Genomic DNA, 4,942 nt, shown 5'->3' with positions numbered 1-4,942 from the left:
CCCGCCCGGAAGGCGAACGCGCCGAGAAAGCCCCGCGCCAGGCCAAGAGCGACAAGCCGCGTGGCGAACGCCAGGACCGTGGCGAGCGCCCGGCCAAGACCGAGCGCGCCGACAAGCCGCACGACAAGCCGCAGCACGACAAGGGCGACAAGCCCGAGCGCGCCGAGAAGACCGAGAAGCCGCGCCGCGAGCGCAAGCCCAAGGCCCCGGTGGTGGACACCTGGAAGCTGGAAGACTTCGTCGTCGAGCCGGCCGAAGGCAAGACCCGCTTCCACGACTTCAACCTCGACCCGCGTCTGATGCACGCCATCCATGACCTGGGCTTCCCCTACTGCACGCCGATCCAGGCGCAGGTGCTGGGCTTCACCCTCAAGGGCCAGGACGCCATCGGCCGCGCCCAGACCGGCACCGGCAAGACCGCCGCGTTCCTCATCTCGATCATCACCCAGCTGCTGCAGACCCCGCCGCCGAAAGAGCGCTACATGGGCGAGCCGCGCGCGCTGATCATCGCGCCGACCCGCGAGCTGGTGGTGCAGATCGCCAAGGACGCCGTCGGCCTGGCCAAGTACACCGGCCTGAACGTCATGAGCTTCGTCGGCGGCATGGACTTCGACAAGCAGCTCAAGACCCTGGAATCGCGCTTCTGCGACATCCTCGTGGCCACCCCCGGCCGCCTGCTGGACTTCAACCAGCGCGGCGAGGTGCACCTGGACATGGTCGAGGTGATGGTGCTGGACGAAGCCGACCGCATGCTCGACATGGGCTTCATCCCGCAGGTCCGCCAGATCATCCGCCAGACCCCGTTCAAGGGCGAGCGCCAGACCCTGCTGTTCTCCGCCACCTTCACCGACGACGTGATGAACCTGGCCAAGCAGTGGACCGTGGAGCCGGCGATCGTCGAGATCGAGCCGGAGAACGTCGCCAGCGACACCGTCGAGCAGCACGTCTACGCCGTTGCCGGCAGCGACAAGTACAAGCTGCTGTACAACCTGATCGCGCAGAACGACTGGACCCGGGTGATGGTCTTCGCCAACCGCAAGGACGAAGTCCGGCGCATCGAGGAACGCCTGACCAAGGACGGCATCAGCGCCGCCCAGATGTCCGGCGACGTGCCGCAGCACAAGCGCATCAAGGTCCTGGAAGGCTTCCGCGAGGGCAAGATCCGCGTCCTGGTGGCCACCGACGTCGCCGGCCGCGGCATCCACGTCGACGGCATCAGCCACGTGATCAACTTCACCCTGCCGGAAGACCCGGACGACTACGTGCACCGCATCGGCCGTACCGGCCGCGCCGGCGCCACCGGCACCTCGATCAGCTTCGCCGGCGAGGACGACGCCTTCGCCCTGCCGCCGATCGAAGAGCTGCTGGGCCGCAAGATCACCTGCGAGATGCCGCCCACCGAGCTGCTCAAGTCGGTACCGCGCAAGCACTGATCGACGCGCGACACGAGAAAAGGCGAAGCCGCGAGGCTTCGCCTTTTTCGTTTCCGGCGTTACGCCCGGTGACGCCGGCGCGCGCCCTTCCCGCGCGGTGACGCCCAGGCCCGGTGCGGAGCCCGGCGTTCTTCCCACCGGACCCGCCGGGACGACGCGAACACGCCCAGGTGCGAACAATGGCACTGGGCCACCGCCACGCCTGGGTTACAGCCAGGCGCACGCGCAATAAAACGAACGGCCCGATCGATTTCATTTACGGTCGTCAATAAATTTGCACGCTTCTTGCAGAATTTTTTACGACCCTCGTAGAAACCGACCCTCGGAAGCGTCCCCATGCCCTTGCGTGCCAAGCTAGCCCTCAGTTTCCTGCTGATCGGCCTCATCCCGGTGCTGGTCATGGCCCTGGTGGTCTACCGCCAGGCCAGCCAGGCCCTCGAAGAACAGAGCCTGAACGCCCTGGAGGCGGTGGCCAGCATCAAGCAACGGCAACTGCTGGACGCCTGGCAGGCGCGGCACAACCAGCTCAGCAGCCTGGCAGGCAACCTCGGCGCCAACTACGCGGGACTGGAGAGCGAAGCGCTGGTGACCACCGCCAACTACGACCGCCCGGTGTTCGAGAACTTCACCAAGACCTTCGGCTACCGCGAGCTGCGCCTGGTGGCCACCGACGGCAACGTGGTGTTCAGCCTCGGCCGCGGCGCCGACTACCAGCAGAACATGAACGCCCCCGAATGGCGCGACACGCCGTTCGGCCGCTTCGTGCGCGGCGCCCTGGAAAGCGGCAAGGCGAGCATCAGCGACCTGCAACCGGCGCTGGACGACAAGCAGCCGGTGCAGTGGCTGGCCGCGCCGATTCTCGACCACGACAAGCTGCAACTGCTGCTGGTGCTGGAGCTGCCGCTGGGCCAGCTGAACAGCGTGATGCAGAGCCGCCAGGGCCTGGGCGAGGCCGGCGAGACCTACCTGGTGGGCGGCGACGGCCGCCTGCGCTCGGACTCCGCGCGCTTCGCCGAGCACCGCGTGCGCCGCACCGGCGACGACCCCGCCGCGCTGCCCGGCGAGGCCAGCGCCAAGGCCCTGGCCGGCGAGCAGGGGCGCCTCGCCGAGCCCGGCCTGAACGGCCAGCCGGCGCTGAAATCCTTCGTCCCGCTGAACCTCGACGGCCTGCGCTGGGCGCTGGTGGCGGAAATGGACCAGGACCAGGCCTTCGCCCCGGTGCGCAAACTGATGTGGCAGGTGCTGGTGCTCGGCCTGCTGACCCTGGCCGGGGTCGCCGCCGGCACCTGGCTGGTCAGCCGCAGCGTGATGCGCCCGCTGGGCGGCGAGCCGGCGAGCATGGCCGCCCTGGCCCAGCGCCTGGCCAGCGGCGAACTGAAAGTGGCTGGCGGCGCCGACGCCGGCAGCGGCCTGATGCAGGCCCTGCACGAGATGGCCATCGCCTGGCGCCAGGTGATCGAACGCCTGCGCCAGGCCAGCCAGGCGGTGGGCGACGCCAGCGGCGACATCCTCGACGCCGCCGGCCGTACCAGCAGCCACCTGGACCAGCAGCAGGAAGCCCTGGAGATGGTGGTCAGCGCCGTCGACCAGATGGCCGCCACCGTCCAGGAAATCGCCGGCAGCGCCAGCCGCAGCGCCGACGGCAGCGCCGCCGCGCGCGAGGCCTTCGTCACCATGCAGGGCACCCTGCAACGCATGATCGGCCGCCAGGACCAGTTGCTCGCCGGCCTGCGCGACGCCGACCGGGTGGTCCACGCCCTGGCCGGCGACAGCCAGCAGATCAGCTCGGTGCTGGCGGTGATCCGCTCGATCGCCGAGCAGACCAACCTGCTGGCGCTCAACGCGGCCATCGAGGCGGCCCGCGCCGGCGAGGCCGGGCGCGGCTTCGCGGTGGTCGCCGACGAAGTGCGCAACCTGGCCCAGCGCACCCGCAGCGCCACCGACGAGATCGTCACCATCGTCGGCGCCCTCGGCGACTCCTCCAGCGAGGCCCAGGCCAGCATGGGCGGCGCCAGCGACCAGGCGCGCACCCTGGAGCAGGACACCCAGGCGGTGCTGGACTCCCTCGGCGCCCTCGACGAATCGCTGCAGGGCGTGCACGCCATGGCCTTCCAGATCGCCGCGGCGGCCGAGCAGCAGGCCAGCACCACCCAGGAAGTGAACCAGCACATGCACCGCCTGAGCGACATGACCGCGGAGAACCGCAAGACCGCCGCGCACACCCGCGACTGCGGCGAGCACCTGCGCAAGGTGGCGGGCAGTCAGGAGGCGCTGGTGGCGCAATTCCAGCTGTAACGCACTGGCGGAGTATCAGGATGACGCCGACTTGGGCCTTCGCACCAGACGGCCCCCTCTCCCTTAAGGGAGAGGGTTGGGGAGAGGGCGCGGAATCCACCTGACGCACCTGCATCACCGGAAACTCTGTTCGCGAACAAGTTCGCTCCTACGAAGAGCCGACCGCTCGCCCCCTTCGGCCTTGCTGACAGATACAACAAAGTCCAGAATGGAATAATTAATCCAATCTGGAGCTTCGCCATGTCCGCCGCCACGCCCCTCGTCCTCCACCAGGCCGACGCCGAACGCCTGCTCGCCCGCGTCGATGTGCGCCAGGCCATGCGCGACATGTTCCTGGAGCTCGCCGCCGGCCAGGCCGTGCAGCCGGCCCAGCAACTGGTGGAATTCCCCGCCGGCGGCGGCGACTTCATCAACTACCTCGGCGTGCTGGCCAGCCAGCGCGTCTATGGGGTGAAGACGTCACCCTACATCGTTCGCCAGCCCAAGTCCCTGGTCACCGCCTGGAGCCTGCTGATGTCCATGGACAGCGGCCAGCCGCTGCTGCTGTGCGACGCCGGCAGCCTGACCACCGCGCGCACCGCCGCCGCCACCGCCGTGGCCGTCGAGGCCCTGGCCGCCAGCGGCGCCCGGCGCCTGGCGATCATCGGCAGCGGCGCCGTGGCCCTGGCGCACCTGCGCTACGTCGCCGACCTGCGCGACTGGCAGTCGATCCGCGTGCACTCGCCGCGCCTGGACGCGGACAAGCTCGCCGCCTTCCAGGCCCTCGACGCCCGCGCCGAGGGCGCCGCCAGCGTCGCCGAGGCGGTGCTCGACGCCGACGTCATCCTGCTCTGCACCTCCTCCGGCACCCCGGTGCTGGACCCGGCGCAACTGAGCCGCCCGGCGCTGATCACCTCGATCAGCACCAACGTCGCGCGCGCCCACGAAGTGCCGCCAGCGAGCCTGGCCGGCATGGACGTGTACTGCGACTACCGCGCCACCACCCCGGCCAGCGCCGGCGAAATGCGCCTGGCCGCCGAGCAGCACGGCTGGGACGCCTCGGCGATCCGTGGCGACCTGCCGGAACTGCTGGCCGGCCGCGCGCCGCGCCCGGACTACCAGCGCCACGCCTTCTTCCGCTCCATCGGCCTGGGCCTGGAAGACGTCGCCCTGGCCAACGCGCTCTATCACCTGCACGACGCCTGACGCGGAGACGCCCCCATGATCGAAGTCGA

General features: G+C 69.8%; 3 protein-coding genes. All 3 read left to right on the top strand.

Annotated features, from left to right (window positions below; genetic code table 11):
- Positions 1 to 1,433: ATP-dependent RNA helicase RhlB (gene rhlB / locus P3W75_RS27355; RefSeq protein ID WP_276230448.1), on the top strand; the 1,433-nt coding region annotated here is incomplete at its 5' end.
- A 336-nt stretch (positions 1,434 to 1,769) separates the two neighbouring features.
- Entirely contained in the window at positions 1,770 to 3,728 is a 1,959-nt protein-coding gene (locus P3W75_RS27350) for a methyl-accepting chemotaxis protein (RefSeq protein ID WP_276230447.1), read from the top strand.
- Positions 3,729 to 3,968: 240 nt separating this feature from the next.
- Positions 3,969 to 4,913, top strand: a complete 945-nt coding sequence (locus P3W75_RS27345) for an ornithine cyclodeaminase family protein (protein WP_276230446.1) — start codon at positions 3,969 to 3,971, stop codon at positions 4,911 to 4,913.
- Positions 4,914 to 4,942 lie beyond the last annotated feature (29 nt).

Source organism: Pseudomonas citronellolis, from assembly GCF_029335315.1.
Taxonomy (GTDB): Bacteria; Pseudomonadota; Gammaproteobacteria; order Pseudomonadales; family Pseudomonadaceae; genus Pseudomonas; species Pseudomonas citronellolis_A.
This window is presented reverse-complemented; position numbering and strand designations above follow the sequence as displayed.